Here is a 17,251-nt window from a genome sequence, read left to right on the forward strand (position 1 = left end):
GTTCCCTCGGCAAGTTTCGTAAGAGGACGACATGAACAGGACAGTCTTTGCCCTCCCGGCCAGAAGCGATTACGTGACCCGCGCGGGTCTGGCGATCACGCGCGTGGCGGAGCAGTTTACCGGCGGCGCCAACAGGCTCGACGACCTGATCAACCTGCTCGACCGCCGCCGCGGCGTGGTGCTGTCCTCGGGCACGACCGTGCCCGGCCGCTACGAGAGCTTTGATCTCGGCTTCTCCGATCCCCCGCTCAAGCTCGAGACATCTGGCGTCAATTTCAAGCTGGAGGCGCTGAACGCGCGCGGGCAGATGCTGATCGCCTTCCTCGGCGATGTGCTGCGCGAGCCCTGCGTCGTGATCTCCGAGAAGACGGCTTCGCGCCTTGCCGGCCACATTATCCGCGGCGATGCCCCGGTCGAGGAAGACCAGCGCACGCGGCGCGCCAGCGTGATGTCGCTGGTGCGCGATATCATTGCCGCCTTCTCGGCCAATGACGACGGGTTGCTCGGCCTGTTCGGCGCCTTCGCCTACGACCTCGTGTTCCAGATCGAGGACCTCGTGCAGAAGCGCGCACGAGAGAGCGACCAGCGTGACATCGTTCTCTACGTGCCCGATCGCCTGCTGGCCTATGACCGCGCCACCGGCCGCGGCGTGGTGCTGAGCTACGATTTTGCCTGGAAGGGCAAGTCGACCGAGGGTCTGCCGCGCGAGACCGCCGAAAGCCCGTACCTGAAGACGCCGCGCCAGGGCTTTGCCGATCACGCCCCCGGCGAATATCAGGCGACAGTGGAGACGGCGCGCGCGGCCTTTGCCCGCGGCGATCTGTTCGAAGCCGTGCCGGGCCAGCTGTTCGCCGAGCCCTGCGATCGCTCGCCGGCCGAAGTGTTCCAGCGCCTCTGCGTCATCAACCCTTCGCCCTACGGCGCGCTGATGAATCTCGGCGAGGGCGAGTTTCTCGTCTCGGCTTCGCCCGAGATGTTCGTGCGCTCGGACGGACGTCGGGTCGAGACCTGCCCGATCTCAGGCACGATCGCGCGCGGCACCGACGCGATCGGCGATGCCGAGCAGATCCGCCAGCTCCTGAACTCGGAGAAGGACGAGTTCGAGCTCAACATGTGCACCGACGTCGACCGCAACGACAAGGCGCGCGTCTGCGTGCCCGGCACGATCAAGGTGCTGGCGCGGCGCCAGATCGAGACCTATTCAAAGCTCTTCCACACCGTCGATCATGTCGAGGGCATGCTGCGTCCCGGCTTCGACGCGCTCGACGCCTTCCTCACCCACGCGTGGGCCGTGACCGTCACCGGCGCACCCAAGCTGTGGGCGATGCAGTTCGTCGAGGATCACGAGCGCTCGCCGCGCCGCTGGTATGCCGGCGCGATCGGCGCAGTGAACTTCGACGGCAGCATCAACACCGGCCTGACCATCCGCACCATCCGCATGAAGGATGGTCTGGCGGAAGTGCGCGTCGGCGCGACCTGCCTGTTCGATTCCGATCCTGCAGCGGAGGACCGGGAGTGTCAGGTCAAGGCCGCCGCGCTGTTCCAGGCGCTGCGCGGCGATCCGCCAAAGCCGCTATCGACCTTTGCGCCCGACGCGACCGGCTCGGGCAAGCGGGTGCTGCTGATCGACCACGACGACAGCTTTGTCCATATGCTCGCCGATTATTTCCGCCAGGTCGGCGCCGACGTCACCGTGGTCCGCCATGTGCACGCGCTCGACATGCTCAAGCGAAAGCCATGGGATTTGCTGGTGCTGTCGCCCGGTCCCGGCAGGCCTGAGGATTTCGGGATCAAGAAGACGATCGACGCGGCGCTGGAGAAGAAGCTGCCGGTGTTTGGCGTCTGCCTGGGCGTGCAGGCCATCGGCGAATATTTCGGCGGCGAGCTCGGGCAGCTCACCCATCCCGCTCACGGCCGGCCCTCGCGGGTGCAGGTGCGCGGCGGGCGCCTGATGCGCAATCTGCCGAACGAGATCGTCATCGGCCGCTATCACTCGCTCTATGTCGAGCGCGACAGCATGCCGGAGGTCTTGTCCGTCACCGCCAGCACCGAGGACGGCGTCGCCATGGCGCTGGAGCACAAGACGCTGCCGGTCGCGGGCGTGCAATTCCACCCGGAATCGCTGATGTCGCTCGGCAATGAGGTGGGACTACGTATTGTCGAGAATGCGTTCCGGCTGGATGCTGGGGCGAATTGAGTGCAGGATATTTCACCTCGTCATTCCGGGATGGTGCGTTAGCACCAGATCCGGAATCCCGAGATTCCGGGTTCGATGCTGACGCATCGCCCCGGAATGACAACTGAGATGAGAACCGAATGACCTTTGACCACGATATTAAGGCGAGCGTCCGCACCATTCCTGACTATCCCAAGCCGGGGATCATGTTCCGCGACATCACGACCCTGCTCGCGGACGCGCGGGCCTTCCGCCGCGCGGTCGACGAGCTCGTCAATCCCTGGGCCGGCAACAAGATCGACAAGGTCGCCGGCATGGAGGCGCGCGGCTTCATCATCGGCGGCGCGGTGGCGCACCAGCTTTCGGCCGGCTTTGTGCCGATCCGGAAGAAGGGCAAGCTGCCGCACACCACCGTGCGGATCGCTTACTCGCTCGAATACGGCATCGACGAGATGGAGATGCATGTCGATGCCATCTCGCCCGGCGAGCGCGTCATCCTGGTCGACGATCTGATCGCCACCGGCGGTACCGCGGAAGGCGCGGTGAAGCTGCTGCGCCAGATCGGCGCCAACGTGGTCGCCGCCTGCTTCATCATCGACCTGCCCGAGCTCGGCGGCGCCGCCAAGCTGCGCGCCATGGACGTGCCGGTGCGCACGCTGATGACGTTCGAGGGGCACTGAGAGTCGCTGCGATCCTCAGATCACCTCCGCCTTCAGTTCATCCCGCCAATGCAGCATGCGCTCTTTCAGGAGCGCGTTCCTGACATAGGCGGTCTCCTCATCCTCCAGCCGCTCGCACTCGCCAAAGGTCAGGCCGGTCTCGCCATGCGTGTTCCAGGCAGCCTGGAGGTTGCGGCAATTGTGGTTGCCCTGACGTAGCGAGAACCAGATGCGGTTCTGGATCGTCTCCAGGTTCGGCGCCTGGCCGACCCAGGCCTGCCCCGACGCCGCGCAGTGCACGACGTAGATGCCCGCAATCGTCTTGCGCTCCTTGTAGGCGGCGATCGCTGCTTTCCGGTCGATGCTCACGGGGTGACGGCCTTACTGAGGGGATTTCGATGCCTGCCTCAATAAGCCCGCTCCAGCCCGCAGTCAATATTACCCGGATAAAATAAAGATCAGGACCGCTGCAGGATCAGGCTGAGCTCGAGCTCGCGGAAGGCAAAGTAATTCCGCCTGGTCCATTGGTGCAGCTCGGTCGAGGCGTCCTTCTCCTGGCGCAGGTAGCCGGTAAAGGAGAAGTTCAGCCGGTCGACATAAGTCTTGAGGAAGCCGGGCAAGGCAGGCAGGCGGAACAGCCGGCCGCCGGCCATCGCGGCCGGGAGCTCGCCCCGAATGACGTATTCGTTGTCCACCGTGATCAGGTTCATCCGCGGGATCTGCCCGCGCAGCATCTCGTGGGCGCGGGCCGAGGCGCGGTCGGTGTCGGCGACGAACAGGATCTGTGGTGCGACGTGGCGGCGCGCGGCCTCCTTCAGCAGGCCGATCTCGTCGGTCATCTTGAAGAACTCGTCGAAAGCGTGGAAGCCGAGGTCGATCACCTTGGCCATGCCGTCATCGACGATGACGCGGTCCATCAGCTGCATCTTGCCGTAGGTGTCGATCACGTCGGCGGTCTCCGTGATCTTTGGCAGGTAGTCGAGCAGCGACGGTTCCTTCAGATTGACGTCGAAGGCCGCGACATTGCCGTTCTTGAGCAGCAGAAATTCGGCAAGCAGCCGCGCCAGCAGCGTCTTGCCGACCTGCGGGCGGGGCGAGCAGATGATGTAGACGGGCGTTGCGGGCATCGGCAGCTATATCAGTCGAACCTGGCGACCAATCCAGCCGTATCAGCCCTGCTTGCGCAACTATTTTTCGCTGTTGCGGGTGACGGGCTTCGAACCCACGATATCGGTCAGCCGGATCCGGTCGAACTCGCTCCAGACATTCGCCAGCCAGTGTCGGACATAGCCGCGCAGCACGAACGAATAATTCGCGGCTTCGTCGTTGATGCCCTTGTTGGCGACGAATTTCAGGAACGGGACCGACGACACTTCGACCTGCTCATAGGCCATTTCGTTGAGCTTGGGGATGGTCAGCTCGGTCGCGTCCTTGATCCGGTGGAAGTAGGAATTGTAAGTCGCCTGGTCCCATTGAAAGAACTGGGTGTCGTTGATGAAGTTCTTCACCAGGAAATATTTTGCGCCGGTCATGAAGCCCGCGGTCTCGGCGATCTCGTCCAGCGAGGCGATCGAGGGGCCGAGGATGTGGAACACCGCGAAGGTGATCTGGCCTGCCTTGGCGGCATCCAAGAAGCCGATGTCGCGCAGCGAGGCGAGCGCCGGCGAGAGCAGGCCGGCGCGGACGTCGATCACTGTCACCGACGGGCTGGTCGCGTTGAGCGTATCGAAGATCTTCATCTGATCGGCCGTCGTCGTCATGTCGACGATCTCGGTGATGTCGGGGTGGAAGCGCTTCAGGGTTCCGCGCGGCGATTCCGTGTCGAAGGCGCGCGTCGGCACGTTGTTGGCCGAGAAATAATCGAGCAAGGTGCGCGATACCGTGGTCTTGCCGACCCCGCCCTTGTCCGCGCCCACCACAACCACTGCCGGCTTTGCCATTGCTGTCCCCTAACGCGCCCCCGATCGCGAGGTCGCAATCGGCCGGGCCCCAAATCGATGTCCCAAGGATGTCCCCAGGGGTGTCCCAAGTCTGCTGTTGGGCGCGAACATGGCAGAAACAAGGGAGAATTCAAATCCTCGGCACGTCGATACGGCAATTCCCGAAGTTTTTCCCAATCGCGGTGAAACGCGCCACGCATGGCGGGACATCGCGTGCTTAATGACGGTCCCAGGGACCCATCGGATTGCCGATGCGATTGCCCGCCGGCTTGCTGCTCGCGGTCCCGGAGGAGCCCGGTGCCGGCAGGGGCGGGGGAGCGGCCGGGCCGCTCGCATCGTCCCACGGGCCATGACGCAGCGGGGGTGGGGCGTCCTGCTGGTCAGCTTGTCCCTCGGGCTCGTCCGTTCCCTCGGCGAGCGGCAGTGGACCGGGATCGTGGCCGCCGGCAAACTTGACCAGCGCGTCGACCCGGGACTGCACGGAGGGGTGGGTCGCGAACAGATCGGCAAAGCCCTCGCGGGGATTGTCGACGCAGAGCTCCATCACGGCCGAGGTCGCGCCGGGCAGCTCGCCGCGATTCTCGATCTTGCGCAGCGCCGAGATCATCGCATCAGGATCTTTCGTCAGCTCGACGGAGCCTGCGTCGGCGAGATATTCGCGCGAACGTGACAGTGCGAGCTTGACCACCTGGGACAGCAGCCAGGCCACCACGATCAGCACGATCGCGATGATGATCACGATTACCGCGCCGCCGCCGGAACTCTTGCTGTCGCTCGATGACGAGGACGACCGTGACGACGAGGAGGAGCCCGAGGACCATGAGCCGCCGGAGTTCCAGCTCAAATTCGTGAACAGGCGGAAGAACAATTCGCCGAAGAAACCGACCACGCCGGCGATGATGACGGCGACCACCATCAGCTGCACGTCGCCATTCTTGATGTGGGTCAGCTCGTGGCCGAGTACCGCCTCGATCTCCTTGTCATCAAGCGCATCGAGCAGACCCGTGGTGACGGTGATCGAATATTGCCGCGGATTGAGGCCGGTCGCGAACGCATTCAGCGCCGGGCTCTCCATGATCTTCAGCTTCGGCATGGTGATGCCGCGTGAGATGCAGAGGTTTTCCAGCAGATTGTAGAGCCGCGGCTCCTCCTGCCTTGTGACGTCGTGGCCGCCGGTCACCGCGTCGATCATCGACTGGTGGAAGAAATAGGCGATCACGACCCAGACCGCCGCCACGACCGTCGCGACCGGTGCGGCCACGATCAGATCGTGGAGGGCGCGCCTTAGATAATAGACGACGGTCTCATTGCTGTTGATGACGACTTCGGCGACCAGCGCGCCGGCATAGACCAGCACATAGACCAGCGCGAACAGGCCGGCGAGCAGCAGCATCGAACGAAACTTGTTCGAGGCGATATGCGTGTAGAGACCATACGCGGCCATGACGCGGGTGCCCTGCCGGCCTATCGGCTCAACTTTAGAACTTCACCTGCGGCGTGGCCTCGACTTCGGTGCGGCTGGCGCCGAGATCGAAGAAGTCCTTCCTGGTGAAGCCGAACATGCCGGCGAACAATGCCGCGGGCATCTGCTGGATGCCGGTGTTGTATTCCTGGACCGCGTTGTTGAAAAAGCGGCGGCTCGCCGCGATCTTGTTCTCGAGATCGGAGAGCTCGGATGCGAGCTGCTGGAAATTGGCGTTGGCCTTGAGGTCGGGATAGGCCTCCGACAGCGCGATCAGCCGGCCGAGCGCGCCGGAGAGCTGGTTTTCCGCCGCGGACACCTGCGCCGGGCCCTGCGCCGACATCGCCGAATTGCGTGCCTTAATGACGTCGTCCAGCGTGCCGCGCTCATGCGAGGCATAGCCTTTCACGGTCTCGACCAGGTTCGGAATCAGATCGTGGCGCTGCTTGAGCTGCACGTCGATATCGGCAAAGGCCTGGCCGACCCGCTGGCTCAGCGCCACCAGGCGGTTGTAGGCGCTGAACGCCAGGAATACGAGAACGACGATGACGCCGAGAACGATCCAGCCGGTCGACATGGAGAACTCCTGATGGGGGAAGAAGCTGGGCGCTAGCCTAGACCAAATTGACGCGAGATGAGAGCCCGGCGCAGAGGGAAGGTAAGACTTGGTCGAATGGGGAGCCGCCCGAGTTCAAGGCAAAAGCGGGTCGCGAGGTTAACTTTCGGCAATGACTGCGTCGCCCCAGCGCCAACGCCGGGCACCTGCATAGGCGGCCTTGTCCCGCCGGGGGACCTTCGCGAGTTCGACACCGTGCACCGTGCAGAGCTTCGCGGTAATCTCAGCCTTGCCGACATCCGGCGGCGCCAGCACGCGCGCGGCGCGCACGGCGGGCGGCGTGCGCGTCAGCGCGACGTAGATGAAGCGCTCGTCCTCGAACGGCACCTCGGCGCCCTTGATCTGGCGGTGTGCCTGCGAGCGCGGCAGGCGCTGGTTGAAATGACACCAGTCGGGCGCGCTGAGCGGGCAGGGCTTTTCGTGCGGGCAGGGCGCGGCGACAAAGGCACCCAGCGCGATCAGTTGCTGACGCAGCGCGAGGATGCGGGCGTAGCCGGCGGGCGTGCCGGGTTCGATCACGACCAGGGCGTGACGCGCTTTCGTCCACATCGCTTCCGCAAGCTTGCGCTGATCGCCTTCTGTGAGCTCGCCGACGACGTAGCTGGCGACGACGAGATCAGCTGGCGAGACCTCCGTGAGGTTGCCGCCGGCGTCGCCGGGCAGATAGCGGCATTCCAGGAGTCGCGTGCTGCCGCGCGCCAGTTCCAGCGCAAGCCGGCTCAGCGCGGCGTTGGCGTCGAGCAGGGTAAAATCCTGTAGCGAGGGAAAGGCTTCCGCAGCGGCCCAGCTCGCGGTGCCCGGGCCCGCGCCGACGTCGAGTAGCGTTTCCGGAGTGAGATCCGGTGCGATCTGCGTCAACGCATTGAGGCTTGCAGCGACGGCCGCGTAGGTCGCCGGCATGCGCGCCAGCGCATAGGCGAGCGCATCGGCGTCCGACTTGATCGTGCCGGAGCCGCCGCCGGTGCGGTAGCTGGTCGAGATTTTCTGCGAACGCTGCGCGGCGTCGGTGCGGGAGAAGCCCTGAAGCTTGCCGTCAAGGGCGGCCTTGAGTTCAGCGGGGAGGGTGGGGGAGATCATCATCAACCTCACGTCATTCCGGGGCGCGCGACGCGCGAACCCGGAATCCAGAGATTGTGGTTCGAGATTCCGGGTTCGATGCTGCGCATCGCCCCGGAATGACGGTCAATCTTCTCAAGCCACGTTCTGGTCGAGAATGTCCACGGCCTCTGACAGGCTGACCGACACCAGCTGCGACACGCCGCGCTCGGCCATGGTAACGCCGAACAGCCGGTTCATCCGCGCCATCGTGATCGGATTGTGCGTGATGATGATGAAGCGCGTGTCGGTCGAGCCGGTCATCTCGTGGAGGAGGTTGCAGTACCGTTCGACGTTGTGGTCGTCGAGCGGTGCGTCGACTTCGTCCAGCACGCAGATCGGCGACGGGTTGGTCAAGAACACCGCGAAGATCAGCGCCATCGCAGTCAGCGCCTGCTCGCCGCCCGAGAGCAGCGACAGCGTCTGCGGCTTCTTGCCCGGCGGTTTTGCGATGATTTCGAGGCCGGCTTCCAGCGGATCGTCGCTCTCGATCAAATGCAGCGCGGCTTCACCGCCGCCGAACAGCTCGACGAACAGGCGCTTGAAGTGGTTGTTGACCACCTCGAACGAGGTCAGCAGCCGCTCGCGCGCCTCCTTGTTGAGGCTCTGGATGCCCTGGCGCAGACGCTTGATGGCTTCGACGAGGTCGTCGCGTTCGGTGACGAGGCCGGTGTGCTGGGTCTCGACCTCGCGCAGCTCTTCCTCGGCGCGCAAATTGACGGCGCCGAGGCGCTCGCGGTCGCGGCGCATCTTTTCGAGATCTTCCTCGATGTCGTGCAGCGGCGGCAGCTCCGCGCCGGGTTCGATCTCGGCGAGGCCGGCGACGGCCTGCGGCTCGACCTCAAGCATGTCGCGGATCTCGCGCTCGATGTCCTCGAGCCGGCGCCGCGCGCCTTCCATACGCTCCTCGGCGCGGGCGGTGGCCTCGCGCGAGCTGGAGAGCGCTTCCAGCGTCAGCTTCGCGGCACGATCGGTTTCCGCCATCAGGGATTCGGCGGTGGCGAGCGCGTCGGCGGCCATGCGGCGGTCGTTCTCGGCGTATTCGATCTCGGTGATCAGCGCGCTGCGCTTCTCGGCGAACACTTGCGGCGCGTTTTCGAGCTCGCTGCGCTCGATCGTGAGCTCCGCAATGCGAGCCTGGATGGTGTCGATGTGGGAGGCCGCGCTCTCCTTGCGGTTCTGCCACTCGGTGCGTTCGGCCAGGATCGCCTGCACGCGGCGGTCGGCCAGCTCAGCCTCGCGTGCCAGCGCCTGCGCCTCGGCGCGGACCTGGGCCGCCATGCGGCGATGGCCTTCGATGTCGCTGCGGACCGCGGCGAGACGGGTCTCGGTGTCCTCGCTTGACGGCAGCTCGGAGATGCCGGCTTCGGCGTATTCGTAGGCGGCCTCGGCCTCGGCGCGGTCGGCGGCGAGACGGCTGTGCGCTTCCGACAGCGTCGCCTTGCGCGCGGCGTGGCGGCTGATCTCGCGCTCGGCGGTGGCATGACGCTCGCGCGCGACGTTGAGCTCGCGCTGCGCGGCGCGCCAGGCTTCGCGGCTGGCACCTTCGGTGCTCGCTGCCATCTGCAGCTCGGACTCGGCGTTCTCCAGCGCCTGACGCTTGATCTGCGCGTCGATGCGGGCCTGCTCCAGCTCGTTCTCGATGTCGACGAGACGGGCGCGCTCGGCAAGGCGCCGCGCGGCACCGGTCGGCGCATGAGCCGCCGCGACAAAGCCGTCCCAGCGCCAGACGTCGCCCTCGGGCGAGACCAGCCGCTGGCCGGTCTTGAGCTGCGAGACCAGCTCGGCGCCGCGCTCGCGTGGCACCACGCCGATCTGGGCCAGACGGCGCGTCAGCTCGGCCGGCGCCTGCACATGATTGGCGAGCGGCACGGCGCCTTCCGGCAGCTCCGGATCGCCGTCGGTGTGTCCGACATTGGTCCAGCGCATCGGCGCCGACGGGTCGATCGGGGCATCGAGGTCGTCGCCGAGCGCGGCGCCGATCGCCTTTTCAAAGCCCTTGTCGACGGTGATGCCGTCGATGATCGGCGGCCACAGATTCTTGGTCTCGCCGTTGAGGATCTTGGAGATCGTGCGCGCCTCGGTCTCGAGCCGCTGTGCGCGCTTGTCGGCTTCGACGAGCGGCGAGCGCGAGGATTCCAGCGTCTGGCGGGCGGCGACGTGCGCGGCTTCGCTCGCTTGCGCCGCGGCTTCCGAGGCGGCCAGCGTCTGCTCCGCGGTCTCGACCGTCGCGGTCAGCTCGTCGAGATCGCCAAAGCCGCCGGTCTCGGCGGCAAGCTTCTGCTCTTCCGCGGCGACGTTCGCGATCTCCTGGTCGAGCCGGGAAAGCTTGTCGCGGTGGGTGCGGACGTTGGCCTCTAACTGGTTGCGCTTGGCGGTGAGGTCGGCGAGCGCGGTGGTGAGCTCGGCGAATTGCTGCTCGGTCTCGGTCAGCACCGCCTCGGCTTCGCCGACGCGTTCATCGACGCCTGAGCGCTTCTCGACACGCGACTTGATCTCTTCCTTCAGCTCCGAGTCTTCGGTGTCGAGCCGCTGCAGCGCGACGTCGGCGTCCATGGTTTGTTGCTGCGCACGGGAAATGTCGCCTTCGAACTGGGCGAGGCGGCGCTCGAGTTCGGCGACGCGCTCCTTGGCGCGCTCCTCCTCGCGGTCGAGCAGCTCGCGGGCATTGGTCAGGCGCTGGAGGCCTGCCGCGGCGCGCGCCTCGGCATCGCGCAGCGCCGGCATTTCGGCGGCCCGGATGGCCTGGATGCGAGCGGCTTCGGCCTGATGCTGGGTGCGCTCCGCCATCTCGCGGACGGCGAGATCGTGGGTCTGGCCGGATTCGTTGACGTCGGCATGGGCGCCGATCCAGCGCAGGTGGAACAGGGTTGCTTCGGCCTTGCGGACCTTGGCCGCGACTTCGCGGTAGCGCACGGCCTGGCGGGCCTGCTTCTTCAAGCCTTCCATCTGGCCTGCGAGCTGGCCGATCACGTCCTCGACGCGGGTGAGATTGGTTTCGGCCGCCTTCAGCCGCAGCTCGGCCTCGTGGCGGCGGGCGTGCAGACCGGCGACGCCGGCGGCGTCTTCCAGCACGCGGCGGCGCTGCTCGGGCTTGGCCTGGATGATCTCGCCGATCTTGCCCTGGTGGACGAGGGCCGGCGAGCGCGCGCCGGTGGCGGCGTCGGCGAACAAGATCTGCACGTCGCGGGCGCGCACGTCGCGGCCGTTGATGCGGTAGACCGAGCCGGCTTCGCGCTCGATCCGGCGGGAGATTTCGAGAAGCTGGCTGTCGTTCATCGCCGCTGGCGCGGTGCGATCGGCATTGTCGATCGTCATCGTCACTTCGGCGTGGTTGCGCGCGGGACGGTTGCCGGAGCCGGCGAAGATCACCGCGTCCATGTCGGCGGCGCGCAACGACTTGTAGGAGGTCTCACCCATCGCCCAGCGCAGCGCTTCGACGAGATTCGACTTGCCGCAGCCATTGGGTCCGACCACGCCGGTCAGGCCGGGCTCGATGACGAAGTCCGTGGGCTCAACGAAGGACTTGAAGCCGTGAAGGCGCAGGCGGGTGATTTTCATAAGCACGCATCTCTGTTGGCAGGCGCGAATCCCCCTGCCGGGACAATACCATGGAAGGCAGTGTCGCTATCCGGGCGAGTCGCGCGAGGCGCCTCATGCGGCTGGACAATGGCCGCGGTGCGCCGCGAGGGCAACCGGCGAAAGCCGCTTTTCCCAAGGGATTTATGCCGGGAAAGATACGGCTTTCGAGATGCGAATCAGAACTGGGGCGTGCGAATCAGCTCTTCAGCAGCGGATTGATCTTCTTGGCGAATTCCTCGAACGAGGCCTCGCCCTTGATCTTCTCGCCGTTGATGAAGAAGGTCGGCGTCGAATCCACCTTCAGAACGTCGCTGGCATACTTCTGGTCGGCGGCGATCTTGTCGAGCAGCGCCTGATCCTTCAGGCAGGCCTCGACCTGCTGCTGGGTGAGACCGGCCTGCTTGCCGATCCGCGTCAGGGTCTCGGTGGTGTTCTTCACCACCCAGTCGTTCTGCTGGCGGAACAGCATGTCGGTGACCGCGAAGTATTTCGGCCCGTCGCCATTGGCGATGCAGCGCGACAGCATCGAGCCGGCGGCGGCTTTGATGTCGAGCGGGAACTCGCGGAAGATGTAACGCACCTTGCCGGTGTCGATGTATTCCTTCTTGATCTTGGGGAACACCTGCTCGTTGAAGGCGGCGCAGTGCGGGCAGGTCATCGAGGCGTATTCGGTGATGGTGACGGCGGCATCGTTCGGGCCGAGCGCCATGTCGGGCAGTGACACGGGCTTGGTGACGTCGGCGGCGGACTGCGCCGCAGCCTCGGAGATGAACCGCAGCGGCGACAGCCCGGCGAGCGCGGCAAGCCCGGTCAGCGACAGCATCGTGGTGAAGGCGCGGCGGGTGATGATCAAGGTCGGCTCCCGAATTGGCAAAATGTCGCCCCAGGGGTCTATGAAGTTCCCGCCCGGGCGGCCTGTCGCTAGCTTGAAACGTAGCTTGAGGCAATGGCGAGCGGTAGAGACGGGTCCAGATTGGCCGCGAAATAAGGCTCAATTTCGCTTGATGGCGGCCCCCAGCCGCGCCAGCGCCGTCTTCAGTTGTTCATCTTCGATATCGCCCAGGCTCTCCGCCACCTTGGCCACCGATTTGGGATCGGGCGGGCCGGGTCGGACCGGTCGGCGCGGGCGCGATAGCGGAGCCTGGCGGAAGGCGAGCTTGCCGACCGCGCTCCAGCCGAAGAAGCGGTTGACGCGCTCCAGGATCACGTCCGCGGAATGCTGGATCTCCAGCGCCATCGGTCCCTCGACCCGCAGCACCAGGGTCGCCGGCTCCTGCGGCTGGCCCTCCACCGGTCGCGGCCATTGCATCTTCAGCGGCTCGGCATGGGCGGCGATTTCGGGACCTGCGATCTGCGCCCACCGGGTCACCAGCTCGCGTGCCGCAAACCCCTGCTTGGCATAGGCCTCGGCAAAGACGTCGTTGAGCAGGATGCCCAGCGGCTTGGCGCTGATCGGACCGGGTTTGGGAGGGAATTTGGACATGGGTCCTTATAGCACTTCGGCGGGCGGACCACAGACCCGCGGCGCGTCATGGCCGGGCTTAGCCGTCCGAAGGACGGCGTCGCTTTCGCTCGCCTATGTCCCGGCCATCCCCGTTCTTCGCTCGAAGAAAGGCGTGGATGCCCGCGACGAGCGCGGGCATGACGTAGAGAGGCTGGTGCATTGCCGTTACAGTGCAGGAATGAGCTCCAGATCCGTCCGTAAGCCGAAGCCGGAACCTTCTCAGCCGGAGACATCATCACGCCCGGTGGCGTTGCTCGCCTGGTACGACCGTCACCGGCGCCGGTTGCCCTGGCGGGCCGCGCCCGGCGAGACGTCGGATCCCTACCGCGTCTGGCTGTCGGAGATCATGCTGCAGCAGACTACGGTGAAGGCGGTCGGGCCTTACTTCGAAAAATTCGTCGCGCGCTGGCCGGATGTCACCGCGCTCGGACGGGCCTCGCAGGATGATGTGCTGCGGATGTGGGCCGGGCTCGGCTATTACTCGCGCGCGCGTAACCTGCACGCCTGCGCGGTCGCTGTGACGCGCGAGCATGGCGGCAGCTTTCCCGCCACCGAGGAGGGGCTGCGTGCGCTGCCGGGCATCGGGCCGTACACGGCGGCGGCGATCGCGGCGATCGCCTTCGATCGCCATACCATGCCGGTCGACGGCAATATCGAGCGCGTGGTGTCGCGGCTCTTTGCAGTTGAAGATGAACTCCCGCAGGCGAAACCTCTGATCCAGCAACGGGCGGCGGCGCTGCTTGCAAACTCCCGCGCCGGCGACAGCGCGCAGGCGCTGATGGATTTGGGCGCCTCGATCTGCACGCCGAAAAAGCCGGCTTGCTCGTTGTGTCCGTTCACTGAGGATTGCACCGCGCGCCTCCAGGGCACGCAGGAGACCTTTCCGCGCAAGGCGCCGAAGAAGAGCGGAACGTTGCGACGCGGAGCGGCCTTCGTCGTCACACGCGGCGAGGAGCTGCTGGTCCGCAGCCGGCCCGAAAAGGGCCTGCTCGGCGGCATGACCGAAGTGCCCGGCTCGGACTGGCTCGCCGGCCAGGACGACGCGGCGGCGAAGCTGCAGGCGCCGGCGCTGAAGGGGCTGTCGCGCTGGCAGCGCAAAATGGGTGTCGTCACCCACGTCTTCACGCATTTTCCGCTGGAGCTGGTGGTCTACACGGCCAATGCCGCAGCCCGCACCGGCGCGCCCGAGGGCATGCGCTGGGTCCCGGTCGCCACCCTTGCGGACGAGGCACTGCCCAACGTCATGCGCAAGGTGATCGCGCACGCGCTCAACCTTTCAGCGGGCTCGTCCTCCTGACAGCACGCTGGCAGCAGCGCTACGCTATCGGGGTGGGAAATGGAGGCTACCAATGGTCAAGACCGCGCTCGACAATTTTCCAAGGCCCCCCTGTGCGGAGCTGTTGGGATGGCGCCTGCTCGATGCCCGCCCCGAGGAGGGCTGGATCAAGCTCGGCTTCGAGGGCAAGCCGGAGTTCTGCAATCCGGCCGGCTTCATCCAGGGCGGCATGCTCTCGGCCATGCTCGACGACACCATGGGCCCGGCGGTGCTGGTGATGAGCGAGGGCCGGCTCTACACCACCACGATCAGCATGACCGTGAATTTCCTCAGCCCCGCAAGACCCGGTCCGATCATCGGGGAGGCGAAGGTGACGCAGCTCGGCAAGACCATTGCGTTCGTCGAGGCCAAGCTTATGGCGGAGAACGGCACGGTGCTGGCGACGGCCAGCGCGACCGAGCGGTTGCTGGAAGCGGCAAGGGTGGTGCGGTAGTCGTTACCGTCGGGGCCGTGTCGCGGAGTGCTGCGCGCAAGGCTTATACAGCGCCTGAAGTGCTTTGCCGCGCAGCAAGATGAGTTGCGGCCTCAACCCGCCGCGCGCCGCGATCCAACGCTGCACCGGCCCGGGATACATGGAGTATAGGTAATTGGTGGCGTCAGGGTCGGTAATCGTCCTTCCCTTCCGACCGAAATCCCAAGCAGCGTGGAAGCCGAGAGCGGCCTTCGAGGTCACACAGATTTTGTCAGCGGCAACTGCACCGAGAACGATGGTGCACGATGAGGCACAAAGTCCATCGATGATGACGGTCTCTCCGGAAGTGCGCAGGCGTTCATATCTGTCAACATAGGTGTCGATTAGTCCGCCACGATCGCCAGCGATCCGTATCGCCGCATGACTTGCGTGCACTTCGGCCAGCAAGATAGCCGCCGCAAGCAACCCCGCCCGGAACTTCATGATCGCAGCCTCGGTTATTCGCGTCTATCGAATGGACAAATTTCTCTCGCATCCAAGGATTGGCTTAGATCGAAGCGCACCAGCGGGCGGTTGCGGCCGCTCATGGTCTTCAGCCTCGGCCTGAAAGCGCTGGACCATCCCGGGTCTTTGAAACAGACAGGCGTTGATCTAGGTCAATTGGACATGCAGGGCGCGCCAAATGATGGGGCAAGTGCCTGTCCCGTTGACGGCATCACCCTGCGGATAGAACCGGCACTCCAATGACGGGAGGACGCCCATGTTTCGATATGCTCTGGTTGGCTTGGCCGCAGCCGCTCTTGTCGGCGCAAGCCTTGTTCCCGATGACGCACTCGCGCGCGGCGGCCGCGGAGGAGGTGGCGGCTATCGGGGAGGGGGATTTCACGGAGGAGGCGCGCACTACAGAGGCGGTGCCGTTCACGCTGGTCGCTACGGCGGCCGCGCTCACGTCTCCCGGCCGATAGCAGGGTACCCCGTAGCACGTACTGCGGCGCGCAGAGGCGTCTACCGGGGAGCCGCATACGGAGCCGCGGCAGTAGGAGTCGGAGCGGCGGCGGCAGGTGCGTACGGCTACTACAACAACCGTTGCTACGATGCCTACGGCAATTGGGTGTGTTCCGGACAGTATGGATATTGACGGGCCGTGACGGACGCGGGGCGGTTGGACAACTCTTACCGCCCCGCCTTCAGGCGCTCGCGCGCTTCGCATCTCCACTGACGATCGGCGGTTTCGCGTTCAGCGCCTCGACCTGGAAGCCCGCAACGCGCTTGTAGTTGGCGGCGATGTCTTCCAGTTCCTTCTGCGACAGCACGTCGGTGACGACCTCAAAGCCGTCGGGCGCGCGCTCCTCGACCAGCTGCATCACCTGCTCAGGTCCGTTCTTGCGGTTGAGCAGGACGAGGTCGGTGGTCGCGGGGCGGCGCTCGGCCTCATAGGCGAGCAGCGCCGCGGTCGTCGGTCCAAGCGCGAGAATCTCGCGGGTGATGGTGCGGGCATCGAGGATGGCCTGCGAGGCGCCGTTCGAGCCGATCGGATACATCGGATGCGCGGCATCGCCCATCAGCGTGACCTTGCCGAAGGTCCATTGCGAGACCGGATCGCGGTCGACCAGCGGATATTCGTAGGCGTGCGGGCAGTTCTTGATCAGGCCGGGCACGTCGAGCCAGTCGAACTGCCAGCTCTCGAACCAGGGCAGGAACTCCTCCAGCCGCGCGGTGCGGTTATAGTCCTCGCGCCGCCACTGATAGGTCGGCGGCATGTGGCGCTCGGCGACCCAGTTGATCAGATGGTTGCCCGCCGCGTCCGGCGCCTTGCTGATCGGATAGCAGACGAATTTCAGGATCTCATGGCCGGCCATGATCATGGTGCGGCCGGTCAGGAAGGCCTTGGAGGGCGTGACGCCGCGCCAGAGGATGCGCCCGTTCCAGATCGGCGGGCCTTCATGGGGATAGAGCTTTTCGCGCGCGGCGGAATGGATGCCGTCGGCGGCGATCAGGATCGTGCCTTCGTAACTCCCGGCGGCCTTGCCGGTTGTCCGGTCGATGAAGTCGGCGCGCACGCCGTCTGCCGTCTCGGTCCAGCCGGTCAGATGGTGGCTGGTGAGGATGTTGTCGGGGCCGAGCCGCTCGATCGCAGTGTCGAGCAGGAGCTGTTGCAGCGTGCCGCGATGGATCGAGAATTGCGGCCATTTGTAGCCGGCCTCCAGCCCGCGCGGCTCGCTCCAGATCGGCTTGCCGTGCTTGGAGAAATAGGCGAGCTCGCGCGTCCGCACCCCGCTGGCGTCCAGTCTGTCCATCAGCCCGAGCTCGATCAGCTCGCGCACCGCATGCGGCAGCACGTTGATGCCGACGCCCAGCGGCTTCAGTTCCGCGACGCTTTCGAAGACTTTTGCGGGAACGCCGATCTGGTGCAGGCTGAGCGCAAGCGTCAGCCCGCCGATGCCGCCACCGGCGATGAGTACGGTCATG

At 65.6% G+C, this 17,251-nt stretch carries 15 protein-coding genes; 4 read left to right on the plus strand and 11 right to left on the minus strand.

All coding sequences use genetic code 11. The features are described from left to right. Window positions 1-31 precede the first annotated feature (31 nt). On the plus strand, window positions 32-2,197 hold the full coding sequence (locus tag AABA86_RS26265; protein ID WP_338308924.1) for an anthranilate synthase component I: 2,166 nt from the start codon (window positions 32-34) through the stop codon (window positions 2,195-2,197). A gap of 119 nt (window positions 2,198-2,316) precedes the next feature. Further along, on the plus strand, window positions 2,317-2,856 hold the full coding sequence (locus AABA86_RS26270) for an adenine phosphoribosyltransferase (protein WP_142251603.1): 540 nt from the start codon (window positions 2,317-2,319) through the stop codon (window positions 2,854-2,856). A 15-nt stretch (window positions 2,857-2,871) separates the two neighbouring features. Here the strand turns inward: AABA86_RS26270 and AABA86_RS26275 are convergent, their stop codons facing one another. The 9 genes from AABA86_RS26275 to AABA86_RS26315 form a co-directional block, all read right to left on the minus strand. Beyond that, complete coding sequence (locus AABA86_RS26275) at window positions 2,872-3,204, minus strand: GIY-YIG nuclease family protein (RefSeq protein ID WP_338308925.1); 333 nt, start codon at window positions 3,202-3,204, stop codon at window positions 2,872-2,874. An 89-nt stretch (window positions 3,205-3,293) separates the two neighbouring features. Beyond that, a complete protein-coding gene (locus AABA86_RS26280; RefSeq protein ID WP_212249290.1) occupies window positions 3,294-3,962 on the minus strand; it encodes a hypothetical protein in 669 nt (222 codons plus the stop codon). Window positions 3,963-4,022: 60 nt separating this feature from the next. Then, window positions 4,023-4,775 carry a hypothetical protein gene (locus AABA86_RS26285; protein ID WP_100176303.1) on the minus strand — a complete coding sequence of 251 codons (753 nt, stop codon included), beginning with the start codon at window positions 4,773-4,775 and terminating at the stop codon, window positions 4,023-4,025. 217 nt (window positions 4,776-4,992) lie between these two features. Beyond that, window positions 4,993-6,219, minus strand: a complete 1,227-nt coding sequence (locus AABA86_RS26290) for a M48 family metallopeptidase (RefSeq protein ID WP_338308926.1) — start codon at window positions 6,217-6,219, stop codon at window positions 4,993-4,995. 34 nt (window positions 6,220-6,253) lie between these two features. Further along, entirely contained in the window at window positions 6,254-6,814 is a 561-nt protein-coding gene (locus tag AABA86_RS26295; RefSeq protein ID WP_212249293.1) for a LemA family protein, read from the minus strand. A 138-nt stretch (window positions 6,815-6,952) separates the two neighbouring features. Beyond that, window positions 6,953-7,933 carry a small ribosomal subunit Rsm22 family protein gene (locus tag AABA86_RS26300; RefSeq protein WP_338308927.1) on the minus strand — a complete coding sequence of 327 codons (981 nt, stop codon included), beginning with the start codon at window positions 7,931-7,933 and terminating at the stop codon, window positions 6,953-6,955. A 111-nt stretch (window positions 7,934-8,044) separates the two neighbouring features. After that, on the minus strand, window positions 8,045-11,509 hold the full coding sequence (gene smc / locus AABA86_RS26305; protein WP_338308928.1) for a chromosome segregation protein SMC: 3,465 nt from the start codon (window positions 11,507-11,509) through the stop codon (window positions 8,045-8,047). 217 nt (window positions 11,510-11,726) lie between these two features. Further along, on the minus strand, window positions 11,727-12,383 hold the full coding sequence (locus tag AABA86_RS26310; protein WP_038972146.1) for a DsbA family protein: 657 nt from the start codon (window positions 12,381-12,383) through the stop codon (window positions 11,727-11,729). Between the two features lie 138 nt (window positions 12,384-12,521). Beyond that, entirely contained in the window at window positions 12,522-13,013 is a 492-nt protein-coding gene (locus AABA86_RS26315) for a DUF721 domain-containing protein (RefSeq protein ID WP_028141692.1), read from the minus strand. A 199-nt stretch (window positions 13,014-13,212) separates the two neighbouring features. Here AABA86_RS26315 and mutY point away from each other — a divergent pair, with 199 nt between their 5' ends. Continuing rightward, complete coding sequence (gene mutY / locus AABA86_RS26320) at window positions 13,213-14,331, plus strand: A/G-specific adenine glycosylase (RefSeq protein WP_338308929.1); 1,119 nt, start codon at window positions 13,213-13,215, stop codon at window positions 14,329-14,331. A gap of 52 nt (window positions 14,332-14,383) precedes the next feature. Beyond that, window positions 14,384-14,803, plus strand: a complete 420-nt coding sequence (locus AABA86_RS26325) for a PaaI family thioesterase (RefSeq protein ID WP_212249297.1) — start codon at window positions 14,384-14,386, stop codon at window positions 14,801-14,803. A gap of 3 nt (window positions 14,804-14,806) precedes the next feature. Here the strand turns inward: AABA86_RS26325 and AABA86_RS26330 are convergent, their stop codons facing one another. Further along, the gene (locus AABA86_RS26330; protein ID WP_338308930.1) at window positions 14,807-15,265 is read right to left on the minus strand and encodes a hypothetical protein; all 459 of its coding nucleotides are present in this window, start codon (window positions 15,263-15,265) and stop codon (window positions 14,807-14,809) included. A gap of 704 nt (window positions 15,266-15,969) precedes the next feature. Next, window positions 15,970-17,250, minus strand: a complete 1,281-nt coding sequence (locus AABA86_RS26335; protein ID WP_338308931.1) for a flavin-dependent oxidoreductase — start codon at window positions 17,248-17,250, stop codon at window positions 15,970-15,972. Window position 17,251: the final 1 nt, after the last annotated feature.

It is taken from the genome of Bradyrhizobium sp. TM233 (genome assembly GCF_036247965.1).
GTDB classification, from domain to species: Bacteria; Pseudomonadota; Alphaproteobacteria; order Rhizobiales; family Xanthobacteraceae; genus Bradyrhizobium; species Bradyrhizobium ottawaense.

Coding starts and splice junctions, on each gene's coding strand:
- AABA86_RS26300 (WP_338308927.1), bottom strand. CDS start 7,933: ATGATGATCTCCCCCACCCTCCCCGCTGAACTCAAGGCCGCCCTTGAC.
- mutY (WP_338308929.1), top strand. CDS start 13,213: ATGAGCTCCAGATCCGTCCGTAAGCCGAAGCCGGAACCTTCTCAGCCG.
- AABA86_RS26325 (WP_212249297.1), top strand. CDS start 14,384: ATGGTCAAGACCGCGCTCGACAATTTTCCAAGGCCCCCCTGTGCGGAG.
- AABA86_RS26315 (WP_028141692.1), bottom strand. CDS start 13,013: ATGTCCAAATTCCCTCCCAAACCCGGTCCGATCAGCGCCAAGCCGCTG.
- AABA86_RS26290 (WP_338308926.1), bottom strand. CDS start 6,219: ATGGCCGCGTATGGTCTCTACACGCATATCGCCTCGAACAAGTTTCGT.
- AABA86_RS26330 (WP_338308930.1), bottom strand. CDS start 15,265: ATGAAGTTCCGGGCGGGGTTGCTTGCGGCGGCTATCTTGCTGGCCGAA.
- smc (WP_338308928.1), bottom strand. CDS start 11,509: ATGAAAATCACCCGCCTGCGCCTTCACGGCTTCAAGTCCTTCGTTGAG.
- AABA86_RS26285 (WP_100176303.1), bottom strand. CDS start 4,775: ATGGCAAAGCCGGCAGTGGTTGTGGTGGGCGCGGACAAGGGCGGGGTC.
- AABA86_RS26335 (WP_338308931.1), bottom strand. CDS start 17,250: ATGACCGTACTCATCGCCGGTGGCGGCATCGGCGGGCTGACGCTTGCG.
- AABA86_RS26295 (WP_212249293.1), bottom strand. CDS start 6,814: ATGTCGACCGGCTGGATCGTTCTCGGCGTCATCGTCGTTCTCGTATTC.
- AABA86_RS26270 (WP_142251603.1), top strand. CDS start 2,317: ATGACCTTTGACCACGATATTAAGGCGAGCGTCCGCACCATTCCTGAC.
- AABA86_RS26280 (WP_212249290.1), bottom strand. CDS start 3,962: ATGCCCGCAACGCCCGTCTACATCATCTGCTCGCCCCGCCCGCAGGTC.
- AABA86_RS26265 (WP_338308924.1), top strand. CDS start 32: ATGAACAGGACAGTCTTTGCCCTCCCGGCCAGAAGCGATTACGTGACC.